The organism is Streptacidiphilus sp. PAMC 29251 (genome assembly GCF_054208735.2).
Genome location: NZ_CM135725.2, coordinates 7,957,611 through 7,974,835, shown reverse-complemented (window position 1 = coordinate 7,974,835; position 17,225 = coordinate 7,957,611). Strand labels below are relative to the sequence as shown.

At 71.7% G+C, this 17,225-nt stretch carries 17 protein-coding genes; 5 read left to right on the top strand and 12 right to left on the bottom strand.

The window, feature by feature from the left end; genetic code table 11:
* The first annotated feature begins 27 nt into the window (after nt 1-27).
* A complete protein-coding gene (locus ACXKR8_RS37790; protein ID WP_458269055.1) occupies nt 28-1,113 on the top strand; it encodes a LacI family DNA-binding transcriptional regulator in 1,086 nt (361 codons plus the stop codon).
* A 38-nt stretch (nt 1,114-1,151) separates the two neighbouring features.
* Here ACXKR8_RS37790 and ACXKR8_RS37785 read toward each other — a convergent pair whose 3' ends face one another.
* The 5 genes from ACXKR8_RS37785 to ACXKR8_RS37765 all read right to left on the bottom strand — a co-directional run bounded on the left by ACXKR8_RS37785 (nt 1,152) and on the right by ACXKR8_RS37765 (nt 6,658).
* Nucleotides 1,152-2,180, bottom strand: a complete 1,029-nt coding sequence (locus ACXKR8_RS37785; protein ID WP_458269054.1) for a hydroxyacid dehydrogenase — start codon at nt 2,178-2,180, stop codon at nt 1,152-1,154.
* Between the two features lie 34 nt (nt 2,181-2,214).
* On the bottom strand, nt 2,215-3,129 hold the full coding sequence (locus ACXKR8_RS37780; protein WP_458269053.1) for a carbohydrate ABC transporter permease: 915 nt from the start codon (nt 3,127-3,129) through the stop codon (nt 2,215-2,217).
* On the bottom strand, nt 3,126-4,076 hold the full coding sequence (locus tag ACXKR8_RS37775) for a carbohydrate ABC transporter permease (protein ID WP_458269052.1): 951 nt from the start codon (nt 4,074-4,076) through the stop codon (nt 3,126-3,128). Before ACXKR8_RS37775 ends, ACXKR8_RS37780 begins: the two co-directional genes overlap by 4 nt.
* 28 nt (nt 4,077-4,104) lie before the next feature.
* Complete coding sequence (locus tag ACXKR8_RS37770; RefSeq protein ID WP_462099992.1) at nt 4,105-5,460, bottom strand: ABC transporter substrate-binding protein; 1,356 nt, start codon at nt 5,458-5,460, stop codon at nt 4,105-4,107.
* A 118-nt stretch (nt 5,461-5,578) separates the two neighbouring features.
* Complete coding sequence (locus ACXKR8_RS37765) at nt 5,579-6,658, bottom strand: LacI family DNA-binding transcriptional regulator (protein WP_458269050.1); 1,080 nt, start codon at nt 6,656-6,658, stop codon at nt 5,579-5,581.
* Nucleotides 6,659-6,868: 210 nt separating this feature from the next.
* Here ACXKR8_RS37765 and ACXKR8_RS37760 point away from each other — a divergent pair, with 210 nt between their 5' ends.
* Nucleotides 6,869-9,853 (top strand): glycoside hydrolase family 2 TIM barrel-domain containing protein, encoded by a 2,985-nt coding sequence (locus ACXKR8_RS37760; RefSeq protein ID WP_458269049.1) that lies wholly within the window; start codon nt 6,869-6,871, stop codon nt 9,851-9,853.
* The gene (locus ACXKR8_RS37755; RefSeq protein WP_458269048.1) at nt 9,850-11,646 is read left to right on the top strand and encodes a glycoside hydrolase family 35 protein; all 1,797 of its coding nucleotides are present in this window, start codon (nt 9,850-9,852) and stop codon (nt 11,644-11,646) included. The genes ACXKR8_RS37760 and ACXKR8_RS37755 overlap by 4 nt, the downstream gene beginning before the upstream one ends.
* An 18-nt stretch (nt 11,647-11,664) precedes the next feature.
* Here the strand turns inward: ACXKR8_RS37755 and ACXKR8_RS37750 are convergent, their stop codons facing one another.
* Together ACXKR8_RS37750 and ACXKR8_RS37745 are read right to left on the bottom strand one after the other, a co-directional pair.
* Nucleotides 11,665-12,018: a hypothetical protein gene (locus ACXKR8_RS37750; protein ID WP_458269047.1), complete on the bottom strand. Its 354-nt coding sequence runs from the start codon at nt 12,016-12,018 to the stop codon at nt 11,665-11,667.
* 83 nt (nt 12,019-12,101) lie between these two features.
* Nucleotides 12,102-12,488, bottom strand: coding sequence for a VOC family protein (locus ACXKR8_RS37745; protein WP_458269046.1), 387 nt, complete (start codon nt 12,486-12,488; stop codon nt 12,102-12,104).
* Between the two features lie 41 nt (nt 12,489-12,529).
* Between ACXKR8_RS37745 and ACXKR8_RS37740 the strand changes: the two genes are divergently transcribed.
* A complete protein-coding gene (locus ACXKR8_RS37740) occupies nt 12,530-13,186 on the top strand; it encodes a GOLPH3/VPS74 family protein (protein ID WP_458269045.1) in 657 nt (218 codons plus the stop codon).
* A gap of 42 nt (nt 13,187-13,228) precedes the next feature.
* Here the strand turns inward: ACXKR8_RS37740 and ACXKR8_RS37735 are convergent, their stop codons facing one another.
* From ACXKR8_RS37735 to ACXKR8_RS37715, 5 genes are all read right to left on the bottom strand, one after another.
* The gene (locus tag ACXKR8_RS37735) at nt 13,229-13,726 is read right to left on the bottom strand and encodes an N-acetyltransferase (RefSeq protein WP_458275194.1); all 498 of its coding nucleotides are present in this window, start codon (nt 13,724-13,726) and stop codon (nt 13,229-13,231) included.
* Nucleotides 13,727-13,751: 25 nt separating this feature from the next.
* A complete protein-coding gene (locus ACXKR8_RS37730) occupies nt 13,752-14,603 on the bottom strand; it encodes a DUF4232 domain-containing protein (RefSeq protein ID WP_458269044.1) in 852 nt (283 codons plus the stop codon).
* Nucleotides 14,587-15,093 carry an RNA polymerase sigma factor gene (locus tag ACXKR8_RS37725; RefSeq protein ID WP_458269043.1) on the bottom strand — a complete coding sequence of 169 codons (507 nt, stop codon included), beginning with the start codon at nt 15,091-15,093 and terminating at the stop codon, nt 14,587-14,589. Before ACXKR8_RS37725 ends, ACXKR8_RS37730 begins: the two co-directional genes overlap by 17 nt.
* Nucleotides 15,094-15,178: 85 nt before the next feature.
* On the bottom strand, nt 15,179-15,868 hold the full coding sequence (locus tag ACXKR8_RS37720) for a class F sortase (RefSeq protein WP_458269042.1): 690 nt from the start codon (nt 15,866-15,868) through the stop codon (nt 15,179-15,181).
* Nucleotides 15,869-15,871: 3 nt separating this feature from the next.
* Nucleotides 15,872-16,636, bottom strand: coding sequence for a DUF4232 domain-containing protein (locus ACXKR8_RS37715; protein WP_458269041.1), 765 nt, complete (start codon nt 16,634-16,636; stop codon nt 15,872-15,874).
* A gap of 205 nt (nt 16,637-16,841) precedes the next feature.
* Between ACXKR8_RS37715 and ACXKR8_RS37710 the strand changes: the two genes are divergently transcribed.
* Nucleotides 16,842-17,225 (top strand): hypothetical protein, encoded by a 384-nt coding sequence (locus tag ACXKR8_RS37710; protein WP_462099991.1) that lies wholly within the window; start codon nt 16,842-16,844, stop codon nt 17,223-17,225.

Here is a 17,225-nt window from a genome sequence, read left to right as displayed (position 1 = left end):
ACCCGTCCCGCCACAGAGGGAGCCGTCGTGCGACAGTCCGTCGAGGAACGCCAGGAGCGGATCCTGCTCCTGGTCAAGGAGCGCGGCAGTCTGCGCGTGGCCGAACTGGCGGACGAGCTCGGCATCTCCGCCGTCACCACCCGGCGCCATGTCGAGGCCCTGGCCGAACAGGGGCTGCTGCGCCGGGTGCACGGCTCGGTCGCCTGGCCGGAGGCCGCGGCCGTCGATACCGGCGGGGCAGGCCATCGGCCGCCCGGCACCCCGCCGACGGCCGTGCTCGGCCTGGTCGTGCCCGCCGCGTACTACTACTACGCCGAGGTCATCCGCGGGGTGCAGGCCGCCGCCGCGGCGGCAGGCGCCCGGCTGGTGCTGGGCATCTCCGACTACCGCCCGGAGGAGGACGCCGCCCAGATCGCGTCCATGCTGGACAGCGGCGTGCACGGGCTGCTGCTGACCCCCAACTGGGCGGCCGACACCCCGACCGCCGAGGAGGAGGGCCGGATCCTCGGCCTGGGCGTCCCCACCGTGCTGCTGGAGCGCCGTGCCGCCTCCGGCTCCGCCGCCGCCGAACTGGACCGGGTCTGCACCGACCATGTGCACGGGGCCTGCGCCGCGGTCCGGCACCTGGCCGGGCTGGGCCGCCGGAGGATCGCGCTGCTGGCCCGCGAGGACACCCCGACCGCCGGCTATGTGGGCACCGGCTACCGCACCGGCCTGGCCGCGCTCGGCCTCACCGCGCCGGTGCTGCCGCCCGCGCCGGACTTCGGCGCCCGGCTCCGGCAGCTGCCCGACCTGGTCGCGGCGGGCAAGGTGGACGCCGCCCTGGTGCACACCGACACCGAGGCGCTGGTGCTGCTGCAGCACCTCCAGGCGCAGGGGCTCCGGGTTCCCGAGGACATCGCCCTGATCGCCTACGACGACGAGATGGCCGCGCTCGCGGACGTCCCGCTGACGGCGGTGGCACCGCCCAAGCAGGCCCTCGGCGAGGCCGCGGTCGGGCTGCTGCTCTCCCGGCTGGCCGAGGCGCCCGGGGCGGGCACGCCCCGACGCCACCTCGACCTGCTGCCGCAGCTGCACCTACGCGCCTCCACACAGGCTCTGAAAGGAAGTTGACGGGAACTCAGGCATTGACCGACGAACCGTCAACGGCATCAGGCGGTTCGGTCCAGCTGCTCCGGCAGCACCGGGTGGGCGAAGGGCTGCCCCGCGGCGAAGCGGGCCAGCTCGGCCACCGCCGAGTCGGCCATCCGGTGCAGCTCGCCGCCGACCGACCCCGCCACATGCGGCGTCAGCAGCACATTCGGCAGCTCGTAGAGCGGGGAGTCGACGGGCAGCAGCTCCGGATCCGTGACGTCCAGGACCGCGTGCAACCGCCCGCCGCACAACTCCTCGACCAACGCGTCGGTGTCGATCAGCGAGCCCCGGGCGGTGTTGATCACGGTGGCCCCGTCCGGGAGCAGCGCCAGCCGCCTGCGGTCGATCATCCGGCGGGTCTCGTCCAGGGCGGGCGCATGGATGCTGAGCACGTCGGAGACCGCGCACAGTTCGTCGAGGCCGAGCTTGCGCACCCCCATCGCCTCGGCCTCGGCCTCGGACAGATACGGATCGTGGACCACCAGGTCCAGATCGTAGGGGCGGAGCAGCTCGATCACCCGGCGGCCGATCCGCGAAGCGCCGACCAGGCCCACCGTGCGGCGGTAGTTGCCGATGTTGGCGTAGCGGTGGTGCCAGTCGTCGAGGTGCCGCACCCGCCGGAAGTCGGCGCTGATCTGCAGCAGCCGCTTGTTGGACATCAGCACCGCGGCGACGGTGTACTCGGCGACCGGCAGGGCGTTGGCCCAGGCCGCTGAGGAGACCTCGACGCCGCGGCGCCAGCAGTCCGGGGTGACGATGTACTTGACCGATCCGGCGGCGTGCACCACGGCCCGCAGCCGGGGTGCCGCGGCCAGGACGGCCCGGTCGACCGGGGGGCAGCCCCAGAAGCTGAGCAGCACCTCGGTCTCGGCGAGGGCGAGCCTCGCCGCCCGGGTGCCGAAGTCGTCGAAGACCCCGGGGACCAGGTCGGCGACCCGGTCGAGCCGCTCGGCCGCGGCTGTCCCCAGGATCCTGGGGAGCAGCTCGGGGCTCATCGCGAGCATGGTGCGGGGACGGCGCGGCAGGTGGCCGTCGGGTGTGGACATGTCGGGCAGGCTCCTTGGGCACCGATGACGACGGTTACTTGACGCTTCCTGCGGTGAGCCCGGCCCGCCAGAACCGCTGGAGGCAGAGGAAGAGCAGGATCACCGGGATGACCGCGACCACCGACCCGGAGATCACCAGCGAGATCATGGACGGCGCGTCCTGGGCCACCGAGTCGTTCCACATGTAGAGGCCCAGGCTGACCGGGTAGAGCCGCTGGTTCGAGAGCATCACCAGAGCCAGGAAGAAGCCGTTCCAGATCGCCGAGAACTGGAAGAGCATGATCGTGGTGAATCCGGACTTCAGCATCGGCAGGCCGACCGACCGGAAGATCCGCAGCTCCGAGGCGCCGTCGACCCGGGCCGCCTCGACCACCTCGGTGGGGACGTAGCCGGCGCTGAAGACCCGGGCCAGGTAGACCCCGAAGGGGTTGACCACGGACGGGATCATGATCGCCCAGACGGTGTTGACCAGGTGCACCTTGGAGGCGAGCAGGTACATCGGCAGCACGGTGGCGGCGCTGGGGATCAGCACCCCGATCAGGACCAGGCCGAACAGCTTCTCCTTGCCGGGGAAGTCGTAGGTGTCGAAGGCGTAGCCGGCCGCGACGCTGACCAGGGCGCAGACCAGGGAGCCGCCCCCGGCGTAGAGGAGCGAGTTGCCGAACCAGCGGAGGTAGATCCCGTGGTCCTGGTGCACCAGGCCGGAGAGGTTGGCGAACAGGTCGAAGTGCCGCAGGGAGAAGACCTGTCCGCTCATCACCCCGGTCGGGTCCTTGGCCGCGGCGAGCAGCATCCACACCAGCGGGAAGAAGGTGTAGAGCGCGGCCAGCGCCAGCGCCGCGTTGACGGCGGCCTTCGACATGGTCCGGCGGTGGCGGGACGGCCCGGGGTTCGGCGCCGTCGCCGTGGCCGACGCTGCTGCGGCAGGGGGCGCCGTTGCGGTGGTCATGAGCTCCTCCACGGGTTGGAGATCCGGGTGACCAGGAAGGACAGGGCCGCGCAGACCAGGGCGAGCAGGATCGATCCCGCGGCGGACAGCCCGTAGTCGGAGTTGTTGAACGCCTGCGCGTAGTTGTCCATGTTGGGCGTCCAGAAGGTGGTGATCACCCCGGGTGCGGCCCGGTGCAGCAGCAGCGGCTCCTGGAACAGCTGCAGCACGCCGATGCCGGTGAACAGGCCGACCAGGCCGACCGAGCTGCGGACCAGCGGCAGTTTGATGGACCGTGAGATCCTCAGCTCGGAGGCTCCGTCGATCACCGCGGCCTCCAGCAGTTCCCTGGGAATGGCCTGCAGGGCCGCGTAGAAGATGACGACGTTGTAGCCGAGCACCTCCCAGATCGCCACGTTGGCGACGGCCGGGATCGCGGTGAACGGGGTGTCCAGGCTGAAGCCGATGCCGCCCGACTGCAGCGCCGAGACGATCGGGCTGACCCCGGGTGTGTAGAGGTACAGCCAGACGATCGCGGCGATGATGCTGGGCACCACGTGCGGCAGGAACAGGACCAGCTGGAAGAAGCGCCTGGCCCGGGCCAGCACCGAGTCCAGCAGCAGCGCCACCAGCAGCGAGCCGCCCAGCATCAGCGGCACATAGACCAGCGCGAACAGCGCCACATGCAGGAAGCCCGAGCGGAACACCGGGTCGGCCAGCACCGTGCCGTAGTTGGAGAGGCCGCTGAAGACCGTGGTGGCCGCGCCGAAGCCGAGCCCGGAGTGGTGCTCCTGGAACAGGCTGAGCCAGATCGCGTAGCCGATCGGAGCCAGCGTGGCGAGGGCGAAGAGGACGAAGAAGGGGGCCATCAGCGCCGCCGCGGCGCCCTTGCCGCGGCTGCGGCCGCGGGCCGCGGGCGCCGTTGACGGCGCCCGCGGTGCGGCGGATGGCTTGGTGATCAGAGCCATCGTCGCCGGCCTCAGCCGTTGCTGACGTTCAGGCCGGCGGCCTTGATCTGGTTGACCGTGGCGGTCTGCGCGATCTGCAGCGCCGAGGCGATGGTGCCGCCCTTGCCGACCTTGCCGAAGGGGTCGGTGAAGGCGGTCCAGGTGGAGACCATCGCGGGGCCCCAGGTCCAGCCCGGCTTGATCGCGGTGGTGGCCTGCGCGGCGGCGCCGTAGACGTCCTGGCCGCCGAAGAAGGGGTGGTGAAGCTCTTCTTCGCGACGGCCACCATCTGCGGGTCGGCCGGCAGCGCGCTGGAGGCGCCGCCCTGGACCCGCGCGGCGACGGCGTCGGCGTTGGTGGACATCCAGGTGGCGAACTCCACGGCGGCGGCCGCGTTCTTGCTGTTCTTGGTCACGGCGTAGCTGGAACCGCCGACGGTGCCGACGCCGGGCGTCCCGTCCCAGGTCGGCAGGGGGGCCACGGCCCACTTGCCGGACTGGTCGGCGAAGCCGGCCGAGAGGTAGGCGGCCTCGAACGGGCCGTTGATCATGCCGAGGACGTCGCCCTTGTTGATGTTGGCGGTCAGGGCCGGGCTGCTGGTCAGGTCGGAGCCGACCAGCTTGGAGTCGATCAGCTGCTGCCAGTAGGCGGCGACCTTCTGGGTGGCCGGGTCCTGGAAGTCGACCTTCCAGCTGTCGCCGCTGGTGCCGAACCAGGTGCCGCCGGCCTGCCAGGCCAAGGCCGCGAAGGTGGAGGCGTCGTCGGTCGGGAAGTTCACCAGCTTGGCCTGGGGGTCGGCCTTGTGCAGGGCCACCGCGTCGGCCTGGAACTCGGCCCAGGTGGTGGGCACGGTCAGGTGGTACTTCTGGAACAGGTCCTTGCGGTAGTAGAACTCCTGCGGCTCGATGTCGTAGGGGATCGCCCAGGTCTTGCCGCCGAGGCTGGTGAGCTGGGTGGCGCCGGCGGCGAACTTGGAGGTGACCGCGCTGGTGGCGTACTGGCTGATGTCCTGGACGTCGCCCTGGCTGACGAAGTTGGGCAGCTCGGCGTACTCGCAGTTGAACAGGTCCGGGCCGTTGCCCGCCTTGATCGCGGCGAAGATCTTGGCGTAGCCCTCGGCGCCGCTGGTGGTCTGCGAGTAGGTGACGTGGATGTCCTTGTGGCTCGCGTTGAAGGCGGCGACGACCTGGTCGGAGTTCTTGGTCCAGGACCAGAAGGTGAGCTCGACCGGCTTGCCCGAGGCCTTGGCGGGGGCGGTCTTGGCGCCGCTGCTCGCGCAGCCTGCGACGGTCGCCAGCGACAGCAGGACGCAGGTGGCGGCGGCGAGCCTGCGGCCGGTGCTTCCCGTGCGGGCGGTGCTTCCCGTGCAGGCAGTGGGGGCGGTGCGGGTCGGGCTGAGCGTCATAACGGAGCTCCCGTGGTGGTGGACTCGGTTCCGGTTCTGCTGAAGCGCCATCATTGAGATCGTTACGATCGAAGTCAAGAGAAAAGTTCCATTCATCTTTCGATCGGTCACTCGATCGTTATGTGGTCACCTCGGCTGGCAAACCGCCACAGGACGCACGTATCCGCAGCTCAGGAAGCAGTTCAAGGTGCCGGTACGGTACCTCGCGCTGCTGCGGGCTCTTCCCGGGGAGGGGGATCCGCAGCCGCAACAGCTCCAGCGCGGCCGTGCCGATGGTCCGCTTGGGCGGCGCCACAGCGGTCAGCGGGACGTCGGCCAGCGCCGCGATCTCGTCGTCGTAGGCGATCAGCGCCAGGTCCTCCGGCACCCGGACGCCCCGCGCCCGCAGCTTGCGCAGCAGCACGATCGCGTCGGCGTCGGTGTGCACCAGGGCGGCGGTGACGTCGCCGCTGGCCACAGCGGCGGCCAGGGCTTCGTCGTCCACCGGAGAGGCCGCAAAGGAGGCTGGTTCGTCCAGGCCGAGCGCCCGTAGCGCGGTGCGGTAACCGGTCCTGATGTGCCGGGCCGTGGGCGTACGGGGGCTGGTCAGCAGGGCGATCCGCTGGTGGCCGAGCCCGGCCAGGTGGCGCACCGCGGACGCGGCGCCGTGGGCGTGGTCGGAGCAGACCCGGTCCAGCGCGGCCAACGCGCTGCCGGGCCCGGCGCTGCGTTCGACCAGCACCACCGGGAGCCCCAGGCCGAGCAGCCACTCCTCCTCACCAGGACCCGGCTGCCCGTCGGTCCAGTTCGGCGTCAGCAGCAGCCCCTGGACCCCGGCCGCGACCAGGGCGCAGACCTGCTCGACGTCACCGGCCGCGGAGTAGTCGGAGATGCCCAGCACCAGCCGCGCGCCGCCGGCCTCGGCGGCGGCCCTGGCGCCCCGGATCACCTCGGCGAAGTAGTAGCCGGCCGCCGGGACCACCATCCCCAGCAGCGGTCCCTGGCCGGAGGCCCGGCCCTCCGGTCGGGCGGCGGCGAGCCGGGCCACCCGGCCGTGGCTGCGGTCCAGCAGACCGGCCTCGGCCAGCGTCTCCACGTCCCGCCGCACGGTGACCGCGGAGACCCCGAGTTCCGCGGCGAGGTCGGTGATCCGCCAGCTGGGGCGCTCCCCCACCAGCCCGAGGATCCGGTCCCGGCGGCCGTCCAAGGATGTGTGCACTCGCGGTCTCCCCGTGCTGGGTGAACGAAACTTTCGTTTCGTGATCATACGATCGATCACTCTTGACGCAAGTGCCCCTGGCTTCCTAGATTCCTCCCAGTACCGTTTGCGAACGTCAGTCCTGCCTGCCCCGCCCTGCGCCCCGCCCTCTGCGCCCCGCCCTCTGCGCCTCGCCCTCTGCGCCTCGCCTGTTCTGCCCGAAGGAGTGCCGTGCCTGCTGTTCCTGCCACCCCCGGGAGGTACTACGAGGACCCGGCACCCGGCTCCGGCTCCGTCCCCCCGCGCGCCGTGGCCCCGTCCTCGGCCCCCGCGCTCCCGCTGGACGGCGACTGGCGCTTTCGGCTGCTGCCCGCCGCGCCGGAAGAGTCCGACGACTCCGCGAGCGACGGGTTCACGAGCGGGGGCTTCGCGAGCGAGGGCTTCGACGACTCCGGCTGGGGCCTGCTGCCGGTCCCCGGCCACTGGCAGCTGCACGGCCACGGCTCCCCCGCGTACACCAACGTCAGCTACCCCTTCCCGATCGACCCGCCCCACGTCCCGGACGAGAACCCGACCGGCGAGTACCGCCGGGTCTTCGACCTCCCGCAGGACTGGCCCGACGATTCCCGCACGCTGCTCCGGTTCGACGGGGTCGACTCCTGCTTCCGGGTCTGGCTGAACGGCACGCTGCTCGGCCATGCCATGGGCAGCCGCCTCGCGCACGAGTTCGAGGTCGGCGGCCTGCTGCGCCCCGGCCGGAACACCCTGGCCGTGCGGGTGCACCAGTGGTCGGCCGGCAGCTACCTGGAGGACCAGGACATGTGGTGGCTGTCCGGGATCTTCCGCGGCGTCACCCTGCTCGCCCGCCCCGAGCCCGCCCTGGACGACTTCTTCGTCCACGCCGACTACGACCACACCACCGGCGGCGGCACCCTCTCCGTGGAGACCGCGGGCCCGGCCCGGCTCAGCGTCCCCGAGCTGGGCCTGCACGAGGTGGACCCGGCAGGCCCGCACGCCCTGCCCGCCGTCGAGCCCTGGTCCGCCGAGCAGCCGCGGCTCTACCGGGCCACGCTCAGCACCGGACAGGAGACGCTGCAGCTCCGGATCGGCTTCCGCAGCATCGCCATCGAGGACGGGGTGCTCAAGGTCAACGGCCGCCGCATCCTGTTCCGCGGCGTCAACCGGCACGAGTGGCACCCGGAGCAGGGCCGCGCCCTGGACCGGGCCGCCATGCTGGCCGATGTGCTGCTGATGAAGCAGCACAACATCAACGCCGTGCGGACCAGCCACTACCCCCCGCACGCCGACTTCCTGGACCTCTGCGACGAGTACGGGCTCTGGGTCGTCGACGAGTGCGACCTGGAGACCCACGGTTTCGAGCAGGTGGGTTGGCGCAACAACCCCACCGACGACCCGCGCTGGCTGGACGCCTGCCTGGACCGGATGCGGCGCACCGTCGAACGCGACAAGAACCACCCGGCGATCCTGCTCTGGTCGCTGGGCAATGAGTCCGGCCACGGAGCCAACCTGGAGGCCATGGCCGCCTGGTGCCACGACCGCGACCCGGAGCGTCCGGTCCACTACGAGGGCGACTGGGACAGCCCCTATGTCGACGTCTACTCCAGGATGTACGCCTCGCACGCCGAGGTCGAGGCCATCGGCCGCCGCGCCGAGGACCCGGCGTCCACGCCCGAGCGGGACGCCCACCGCCGCGGGCTGCCCTTCCTGCAGTGCGAGTACGCCCACGCCATGGGCAACGGGCCGGGCGGCCTGGCCGAGTACCAGCAGCTGTTCGAGCGCCATCAGCGGCTGCAGGGCGGCTTCGTCTGGGAGTGGATCGACCACGGCCTGCCCCGGCGCGGGGCCGACGGCGGCACCGTCGACTACGCCTACGGCGGCGACTTCGGCGAGCCGCTGCACGACGGCAACTTCCTCGCCGACGGCCTGCTGTTCCCCGACCGCACCCCGTCCCCCGGTCTGATCGAGTACGCCAAGGTGATCGAACCGGTAAGGATCGGCAGCGCCGGCAGCGCCCCCGGCGACGGCCTGCGGATCGCCAACCAGTACGACATGTCCGCGCTGGACCACCTCGACTTCCACTGGACCCTGGAGCAGCAGGGCGTCCCGGTCGCGACCGGGCGGCTCGACGTCCCGGCCACCCCGGCCGGCGCCTCGGTCGACCTGCCGCTGCCCGCGCTCCCGGCCCTCCCCGCCACCAGCGGTGAGACCTGGCTGACGGTACGGGCCGTGCTCGCCGCCGAGCAGCCCTGGGCCCCGGCCGGACACGAGGTCGCCTGGGGCCAGCTGCCGATCACGGCCACCGCGTTCCCCGCCGCACCCGCTGCCGCACCCGCTGCTTCGCGCCCCGGGCCCGGCTCAGCGCGGGACCTTCAGCTCCGCCTCGACCAGCTGTTCCTGGACCGCCTGCGGCTGGACGTCTGGCGCGCCCCCACCGACAACGACCACGGCGGCGGCGAGCACTCCCTGGCCCGGATCTGGCGCGCGCTCGGGCTGGACCGGATGCGGCACCGCACCGTCTCCCGCACGGTCGAGGACGGCAGCCTGCTGATCCGCACCCGGGTCGCCCCCGCCGCCACCGACCTCGCGCTGCTCGCCGACTACCGCTGGAGCGACCAGGACGGACGGCTCCGGCTGGATCTCCAGGTGGAGCCGACAGGCGACTGGACCGGCGTGCCACTCCCCCGGCTGGGGCTGCGGCTGGCGCTCCCCGCCGCGATCCAGCGGGTCGACTGGTACGGCCTGGGCCCGGGCGAGTCCTACCGGGACAGCAGGCTGTCGGCCAGGGTCGGCCGCTTCAGCAGCGACCTGGACGCGCTGCAGACCCCCTATGTGATGCCGCAGGAGAACGGCAACCGCAGCGGCACCCGCTGGGCGGAGTTCACCGACGCGGCAGGTACCGGCCTCCGGGTCGAAGGGGTCGCCAGGGGCGAGGGCCCCGCCGGCTTCGACTTCACCGCCCGCCGCTGGACCGCAGAGGATCTCGACGCCGCCCGGCACACCTCCGACCTGCGTCCCGGCGACCGGGTCGTGCTCACCCTGGACCACAGCCACCAGGGCCTCGGCACCGCCTCCTGCGGACCCGGCGCCCTGCCGGAGCACCAACTGACCGTCACCCCGGTCCAGTTCACTCTGCTCTTCGACGCCGTCCGCCCCGAGCGCCCCGAGCGCCCCGAGCCGAACGGAGCAGCCCGATGACGGCCGGGACCGGACTGTCCGTCAGCGGCGACGGTTTCCTGCGCGATGGGCAGCCGCACCGGATCGTCTCCGCCGCCATCCACTACTTCCGGGTCCACCCCGACCTCTGGCGGGACCGGCTGACCCGGCTCCGCGCCATGGGCGTCAACACGGTGGAGACCTATGTCGCCTGGAACGTCCATGAGCCCTCCCCCGGGCAGTACGACTTCTCCGGTGCGCAGGACGTCGCCGCCTTCCTCCGCATCGCCGCCAACCTCGGGCTCGACGTCATCGTCCGCCCCGGTCCCTTCATCTGCGCGGAGTGGGAGTTCGGCGGCCTCCCCGGGTGGCTGCTGGCCGACCCGCTGCTGAAGCTGCGCCGCAGCGAACCGCGCTATCTGGCCGCGGTCGACGCCTGGTTCGACGTGCTGCTGCCGGTGCTGCTGCCGCTCCTGCTCAGCAACGGCGGCCCGATCGTCGCCATGCAGGTGGAGAACGAGTACGGCAGCTACGGCAATGACACCGCCTATCTGGCGCATCTGCGCGACGGGCTGCTCCGGCGCGGGGCGGACTGCCTGCTGTTCACCGCGGACGGCGCCGCCGACGGCTTCCAGCTCGGCGGACGGCTGCCCGGCGTCCTCAGCACCGGCACCTTCGGCTCGCGCCCCGACAGCGCGTTGGCGACTCTCCGCCGGCACCAGCCCAGTGGGCCGCTGGTGTGCATGGAGTACTGGCACGGCTGGTTCGACCACTGGGGCGAGCCGCACCACACCCGGGACGCCAAGGAGGCCGCCGAGGTGCTCGACCGGCTGCTCACGGCAGGGGCCTCGGTCAACATCTACATGGGCCACGGCGGCACCAACTTCGGCTGGTGGAACGGCGCCAACCACGACGACGTCCGCTACCAGCCCACCGTCACCAGCTACGACTACGACGCCCCGGTCGGCGAAGCCGGTGAACTGACCGAGAAGTTCCATCTGTTCCAGGAGGTGATTGCCCGTCATATGGGCCCGACCACCCATCAGTTGCCTGCTCCACTGCCCCGGTTGGCCGCACGTTCCATCGTCCGCGGCAAGCAGGCCGAACGCGTCGGCCTGCTGGAATCCCTGGACGTGCTCTCCACACCGCACCGGCGCACCTACACCGAGCCGATGGAGGCCCTGGGCCAGTCCCTCGGCCTGATCCACTACCGAACCCGGCTGCGCGGGCCGCTGGAATACGCGGAGTTGTCGATCGACGGACTCGGCGACCGGGCCCAGGTCTTCCTGGACGGCGCCGAGTTGGGCGTGCTGCACCGGGACCGTCCGCTGCAGACCCTGGGCCTGGCGGTGCCGGAACGCGGCGCGGTGCTGGACGTGCTGGTGGAGAACCAGGGCCGGATCAACTACGGCCCCCGGCTGGCCGATCGCAAGGGCATCAGCGGCGGTGTCCGGCTGGACGCCCAGTACCAGTTCGACTGGGAGATCCGACCGCTCCCGCTGACCGACCTCTCCGCGCTGGACTGGTCCACGCCCAACGGCCGCGAGCTCCAAGGCCCGGCCTTCCACCGACACACCCTGGACCTCGACTCCCCCGCCGACGGCTTCCTCGCCCTGCCCGGCTGGACCAAGGGCATGGTCTGGCTCAACGGCTTCGCCCTCGGCCGCTACTGGGAGACCGGACCGCAGCGCACCCTCTACGCGCCGGGACCACTGTGGCGGGCCGGGCGCAATGAGATCGTGGTGCTGGAACTGCACCGCCCGGGACCGACCGTGGAGATTCGGGAGTCGGCCGACCTCGGCCCGGCCCAGGAGGCGCCCATCCCGGAGTGGTGACCGTGATCCGACGGGGAATCAACGCCGCCAGGACTCCCCGTACTCACGCCACTTCTGGCCGGCCTCCCGGCCCTTCTGCTCCGCCTCGATCCGCTCACGCTCGGTCCGCTCACGCTCGGTCGACCGCTCGGGAGCCCGCGGACGGGGCTTCTTCGTCGCGGGCTCCTCAGTGGCGACCTCCTCGACCACGTCGTCGATCGGCTTCTCAGGCGATGGCACGGGCGGCGGCGACCCCGACGGCGTACTCACCGGCGGCGGGGTTCGCTCGGCATCGCGGGCCTCGCTGCCGTCGCAGGCCGCGCTGGTCAGGGCAACCACCGCGGCGAACGCGGCGGCGGAGAGAACTCGCAGGGGACGGGGGCGGAATCGCATGCCTCCATCCTCGCCACCCCCGTACCACCCCCCGCCCGCCAAAGGTCCCGAACCAACGGGCCCTACGCCCCGAACCCGAACTCTCAGGGGCGGTAGCGCAGCGGGTGGTCGGCGGGGACCTCCACCACGCAGATCCGGACGCCGTCCGGATCGCTGATCCACATCTCCAGCAGCCCCCACGGTTCCCGCCGCGGCTCCCGCAGCACCGACACCCCGCGTCCGGCGAACTCACGGTGCGCGGCGGCGAGGTCGCCCACCTGGAACCACAGCTCCATGCCTTCGGCGGCGGGCGCGTCACTGTGCCCGGACACCTCAAGAAAGCCGCCGCCGAGGAAGAACACCGTCCCCCGGCTGCTCCCGGTGCCGAACTCCCGGTAGATCTCCAGCCCGAGCGCGTCCCGGTAGAAGGCCCGGCTGACCTCAAGATCGCTCGGATGCAACAGAACTCGACTGCTCAGAATATGCGCCACCCCCCGACCCTACGGCCCGCCTTCGCCTTAGCATGCAAGACATGACTCTGGGGGACGATCTACTGCTGCTGGCGATCCATCCGCGCACCGGGCGGATCCGAGTGGCCGATCGGATCGGATTCGGGTTGCAGGCCGCCGAACTGCTCGAGTTGGCGCTGTTCGAACGAATCGAGCTGACCTCCGGCATCGGTCGTGTCGAGGTCCGTGACACGGCCCCGGTGGAAGACCGCAGGCTGAACAACTCCTTGCAGCGCCTCGGCCGAACATCCCCCGCGCCCACCCTGAAGTCCTGGATTCGGGAGACGCCGCGGGGGCTGGCTCAGGAGTATCTCTCCCGGCTGGAGGACCAGAAGGCTGTCCGCGTCGATCGAATGGCCCCGCGCCGGCCGCAGGTGCCTCCGGCCGTCACGCTGGTCGACAGGGCTCGGCAGGGGGCGGTGCGGCAGCGGGTCGAGCGTGCTGCCCGCGGTGAGGTCGACACCGATCCGGCTGCCCGGGGTCTGGCTTCGCTGGTTCACGCCTGTGGTCTTGATGCCCGGCTGTATCGCGGCCCACGAGGCTGGGCAATCCGTGGCAGGCTCGCCCGCCTCGATTCCGGTCAACCGCTCTCCGGCACCGGGCACGGACACCATCATGATTCCGCCGGCGGACATCATCACGGTGGCTCCGGCGACGTGGGCTCAGGACACCATCACTGAGCCCGTATCACTGAGCCCGTTGCCACCGGTCAACCGCGCCCGTCACCGGGCACGCGGCAGCGCGAGCCAGTCCTGCCAGCTGATGTCGCGGCCCACATAGCAGGGCTGCCGCAAGGGCCAGTCGGCGGCGATCCACTGCGGCACCAGCGCGTCGAGCGCACGCTCGACCTCGCCGCCGACGAGGTCGTCCACCACCCACCAGGAGACCTCGCCATCGGAGCCGGTGCGCTCGGGCGGGTCGATGTAGACGCAGCCGAAGACAGCGGTCTCCTCCTCGTCCAGCAGCGCGTAGTTGAACGACTGGTGTGCGGCAATCTCCTTCTCGTGCCGCAGCAGGTCGATGCGGTCCTCCTCGTAGGTCATCGTCTCCTTCGGCCAAGCCCAGGCCGGGCCGAAGATCTCCCACAGGCGCTCCCGGGAGCCCATCACGGCGGGGTAGTCGATCGCCGTGTCCGCCTCACGGATCGGCCGCAGGTGGAACCCGGTTCCGGGCACCGGCACGTGGACGGGGTGGACGAAGTCCTCAGGCAGCCAGCTCATCGCATCAGTGGTCATACCGACCACCCTAGTTCGACGGGTTGCCGGTCGTGCCCGCGGTGAACGGGGTGACGCTGAACTCGTTGTCGCAGTTGGTGACCTGGCCGGGGAAGACCAGCGAATCCTTGTTGCCGGGCGGGTAGATCCGGAGGTCGACCGAGGTCGGCAGGCATTCGGTGCTGCTGGTGCCCTGCTTGTTGACGGTGTGGATGGTGTCGCTCGCCGACGCGCCGGGATGCAGCACCACCGGGGAGTGGGCCAAGCTCTGCTCCGTCGCCGGTACACCGATCAGCTTGCCGGCGGCGTTCAGCAGCGACAGCCCCGGGTAGCCGGTGACATGGCAGGTGGTCCGGCTGTGATTGGTCAGCACCAGGTAGCGGTAGAGGTTGCCCGCCCCCGCGTCGCCGCCGCCCAGCGAGGCCGTGAGCTGCGAGGTCGCGCACATCGGGGTGGATCCGACCGTGCCGGTGCTCCCGCTCCCCCGGCTGCCGGTGGCGCTGGGGCTGCCGCTGGTCTGGCCGGGGGTCCCGGCCGAGGGGCTCCCGGTCCCCGGTGCGGGGGTGGTCCGGGACGGGGAGGGGGTCGGCGACGTCCCGCTCGGCCCGGGGGCGAGCCGGCCGCTGCTGGCGGGCGGGGTGACCACCACGGTGGAGCCGGTCGGCGACAGCGGGCCGACCAGGTACAGCGCCCCGGCGACGACCGCCACCGCGAGGCCGCCCCCGACGGCCGCCTTGGCCCGGCGCCGTCGGACGGACGTGCGCCAGGTCCGCTCGAAGGAGCCCGGCGGCACCGGCAGGTACTGGGTCGACGGCCGCAGCAGCGCGTCCAGCGGATCGGGCGCGCCGGGCGTCTGCTCCTCGTCGTCAGACGGTCCGGTCATGGTGTCCTCCGAGCTTGGCGCGGAGCAGTTCCCGGGCGGTGTGCAGGTCGGACTTGACCGTGCCCTCGTTGCGCGCGAGCAGCACCGAGACCTCCCGGACCGGCAGGTCGGCGTAGTAGTGCAGCAGGACGGGCGTGCGCAGCCGTTCCGGCAGCGACTGCACCAGCAGGCGCACGGAGGGGTCGGCGGTCCCTTCCAGTTGCTGCTTCACGAGTTCCTCCGTGGTGGCGCGCCGGTAGGCCCGGCGTTCGCGCTCCAGTTTCTGCCAGTGGTCCCGCACCAGGTTGGCCGCGGTGACAAAGAGGAAACCACGGGGCTCCTCGACCTTGCTCCAGCGGGCCCACAGCCGGGCGAACGCCTCCGAGGCGATCTCATGCGCGGTTCCGTCGTCGTCGACAAGTCCGCGGCACCAACCCGCAAGGCGCGGATAGAGTGCCGCGAACAGTTCGGACGCCGCGCTTTCGTGAGACCGGATGACCGTTCTCCTCACTTGTGTCGCTCGTTGGAACCCGTGCCCGCGGCCCGGTGCCCGGCCGGGCACCGCCGCGACACCCGTGCAGATGGGTCGGGTCACGTCAGGTCGCCCGGACCAGTGAGGCATAGACGACGACGTTGTCCGTGTACCCGCTGCCGTCACCGGCACGGGTACCGCCGCAGGTAATGAGACGCAGCGCGGGATGGTCGACGTTCCCGTAGACGGAGGCTTTCGGGAACTCGCTCTTCGCGACCGTCTGCACCGAATCCACCGCGAACTCCGCCGAGTGGCCGTCCTTGAGCACCACCGTGATGCGGTCGCCCGCCTTCATCCGGGAGAGGTGCAGGAAGACGCCGTCGCCGAACTGCCCGACCGTGACATGGCCGAGGATCACCGCGGGGCCGACCTGGCCCGGGGTCGGCGAGCCGTCGTACCAGCCGGCCGGGGAATGCGCCTCGATCGGCGGCACGCCGACGGTGCCGTCGGCGGCCAGGCCCAGCTGCATGACCGGCGTGTCCACCCCGATCCCGGGGATCTCCAGCCGCTCCGGCACGGATCGCGCCAGCGCGGCGGGTGCGGCCGGTGCGCCTGAAACCGCTCCGTCCCCGGCGGGTGCGCTGGTCACCGGGCCGGTCGCAGGGCCGGCCGCCGGGTTGCCCGCCGTACTGGTGCTGACCACCACGGACGGGGCGGCCGGTGCGGAGCAGCCGGCGAGTTGGGACAGCGCGAGGAGTGCGGCAGCCAGGGTGACGGCTGCCGCACTCCTCCCGGTCCGGTTGAGGACAGTCAACGGTCAGCCCTGGACCCGGGCCGCGACCCGGCTGCGGTTCCGCCGCAGCACGAGGCTCCCGAAATCGCCGAGCAGCAGCGCGCCGCCCGCGGCAGCCCCGGCGACAGCAGCGGTGTCGGAACCTGAGCCCGAGCCGGAGACCGACTGCGCGGCGAGCACCAGACCGGTGTCGGGGGCGCCCTTGGGCACGGTGGTGACCTGCGCGGTTCCGGTCTGCCCGGTACCGGTGGCAGTCACCGTGTTCGACGGGTTGCCGCCGGTGCCCGCGGTGAACGGGGTGACACTGAGCAGCTTGTCGCAGTTGGTGACCTGACCCGGGAAGACCAGCGCGGCCTTGTTGCCGGGCGGGTAGACCCGCAGCTTGGCGGAGGTGGGCAGGCACTCGGTCTTGCTGGTGCCCTGCCGGTTGATGGTGTGGATGGTGTCGCTCGCCGACTTCCCGGGACGCAGCACCACCGCGGAGTACGCCAGGCTCTGCCTGGTCGCCGGGGCGCCGATCTGCTTGCCGGCCGCGGTCAGCAGCGACAGCCCGGGGTAGCCGGTGACATGGCAGGTCGTCTTGCTGTGGTTGGTCAGCACCAGGTAGCGGTAGAGGTTCCCGGCCCCCGCGTCGCCGCCGCCGAGCTTGGCGGTGAGCTGCGAGGTCGCACACATCGGGGTGGACGCCGTGCTCAGGCCCGGGGTCGCGGCGACCGCGGCGACGGGGGCGATCCCGACCGCTGCGGCCGCGCAGACCAGGACGCCGAGGGTTCGTGTACTGCTGCGCATGGCTGGCTTCTCTCTGCTGAGGCCGCCGGGGCTCTGTGGGAAGCCCCGCGCTGGCCGTCTTGCACTACGTGCGGAGAGACGACGCAGCCCCGGTCCAGGTTGTAAAGGGGAGGCAAAATGCGAGAAACGTCCCTCTCGAACCTCTCGAACCGAACGAGGGCACCGCGGGTGCCGGGTAGCGCGAGTCGGTCGGTCAATGCCGGGCATGCGCGACATGTCCGCCTCAAAGCCAGGTGGACGCGCGAAGCTGGGCGCCATGGGTCTGGGCGGTCCGCTGTCCGTCGCCCCGCTCGGCGGCGAGGCTCGGACGACCACCTACGACCGCGTCCCGAAGGGCGAGGTGGAGATCCGCCGCGGGGACGGCCTCGAGTCCAAGGACGGCGAGATCCGCCAGGTCAAGGGGCTGGTCATCGACCCGCAGGACCACGCGGTGACCCATGTCCGGCTCGAGGAAGGGCAGCTGTGGGGCAGGAAGACCGTCGCCATCCCGATCCGCACCGTGACCTACGCGGGCGGAACCGTGCAGGTCGAATTGTCAAAGAAAGAGCTGGAAGACCTGCCGCAGGTGGACCTGGACGAGCGCAACTGA

What these genes read in the sequence shown, in the direction of transcription:
- ACXKR8_RS37730 (WP_458269044.1), bottom strand. Translation starts at nt 14,603, where the DNA reads ATGACCGGACCGTCTGACGACGAGGAGCAGACGCCCGGCGCGCCCGAT.
- ACXKR8_RS37785 (WP_458269054.1), bottom strand. Translation starts at nt 2,180, where the DNA reads ATGTCCACACCCGACGGCCACCTGCCGCGCCGTCCCCGCACCATGCTC.
- ACXKR8_RS37770 (WP_462099992.1), bottom strand. Translation starts at nt 5,460, where the DNA reads ATGACGCTCAGCCCGACCCGCACCGCCCCCACTGCCTGCACGGGAAGC.
- ACXKR8_RS37755 (WP_458269048.1), top strand. Translation starts at nt 9,850, where the DNA reads ATGACGGCCGGGACCGGACTGTCCGTCAGCGGCGACGGTTTCCTGCGC.
- ACXKR8_RS37740 (WP_458269045.1), top strand. Translation starts at nt 12,530, where the DNA reads ATGACTCTGGGGGACGATCTACTGCTGCTGGCGATCCATCCGCGCACC.
- ACXKR8_RS37735 (WP_458275194.1), bottom strand. Translation starts at nt 13,726, where the DNA reads ATGAGCTGGCTGCCTGAGGACTTCGTCCACCCCGTCCACGTGCCGGTG.
- ACXKR8_RS37710 (WP_462099991.1), top strand. Translation starts at nt 16,842, where the DNA reads ATGCGCGACATGTCCGCCTCAAAGCCAGGTGGACGCGCGAAGCTGGGC.
- ACXKR8_RS37775 (WP_458269052.1), bottom strand. Translation starts at nt 4,076, where the DNA reads ATGGCTCTGATCACCAAGCCATCCGCCGCACCGCGGGCGCCGTCAACG.
- ACXKR8_RS37750 (WP_458269047.1), bottom strand. Translation starts at nt 12,018, where the DNA reads ATGCGATTCCGCCCCCGTCCCCTGCGAGTTCTCTCCGCCGCCGCGTTC.
- ACXKR8_RS37715 (WP_458269041.1), bottom strand. Translation starts at nt 16,636, where the DNA reads ATGCGCAGCAGTACACGAACCCTCGGCGTCCTGGTCTGCGCGGCCGCA.
- ACXKR8_RS37780 (WP_458269053.1), bottom strand. Translation starts at nt 3,129, where the DNA reads ATGACCACCGCAACGGCGCCCCCTGCCGCAGCAGCGTCGGCCACGGCG.